Raw genomic sequence first — 691 nt, forward strand, 5'->3', positions numbered from 1 at the left:
GACAAAATACAGTTGGCTTTTGCTCCTTCGTCGCTAAATTTTAGCCAACACTATTTTGCCTGTTAACAGGGCGTTATGTAGCAAAGGAACATGCATAGATACAAAGTAAAGTTTAACCTCAAAAACTTTCACGGCGATCGAGAGTTTGAGTTTCTTGGTACATGGATTGGGTTTGCAGGTATGCTATTCGTTATAGGCTGCGTATCTTTTTACGAATACCCTAAACCAGCTGTAGCTAACTCTGTTCCGATTGTCGCCGCAGCCTTTGCTGTCTATTGGCTAGCTACCCAAATACGTTTTTTAATTGTAATCTTTTGCATCCTTTCTTTGCTTGCTTCAGTTCTATTTTTAGTTTTTTCCATAACATCAAATATCGACTGTTCTCAAATAATAAATACACGTCAGCAGCTACATTGTATTCAAGGTAATCTCTATCCAAGAGTTGCATTTACCTATTTAACTAGTTTATTTTTGGTCAGTTTGTATTATTCCGTAGGTTATTTTAAGCGTGCCTCATAACAAAAAAATTAAGTCACTCACTTCGTTCGCTGGGACGCATACACGCAGGGCGGCTTCGCCATTATGCCCTACGCGCCTGCGCCCCTTATTTAAAAGTTATGTGCCACTTAGAATAAGAAACCTATGACTAGAATTTTTCATACTCAACTTAGCTTAAAGTCACTTATCAAAA

Annotated in this window: 1 protein-coding gene; it reads left to right on the top strand. The window is 38.2% G+C overall.

Annotated elements, in window-relative coordinates; genetic code table 11:
* Positions 1-90: 90 nt before the first annotated feature.
* Complete coding sequence (locus KYS23_RS20580) at positions 91-519, top strand: hypothetical protein (RefSeq protein WP_218420082.1); 429 nt, start codon at positions 91-93, stop codon at positions 517-519.
* The last annotated feature ends 172 nt before the right edge of the window (positions 520-691 follow it).

Source organism: Alteromonas lipotrueae, from assembly GCF_019249255.1.
In the GTDB taxonomy this organism is placed as follows: domain Bacteria; phylum Pseudomonadota; class Gammaproteobacteria; order Enterobacterales; family Alteromonadaceae; genus Alteromonas; species Alteromonas lipotrueae.

What these genes read in the sequence shown, in the direction of transcription:
- KYS23_RS20580 (WP_218420082.1), top strand. Translation starts at nt 91, where the DNA reads ATGCATAGATACAAAGTAAAGTTTAACCTCAAAAACTTTCACGGCGAT.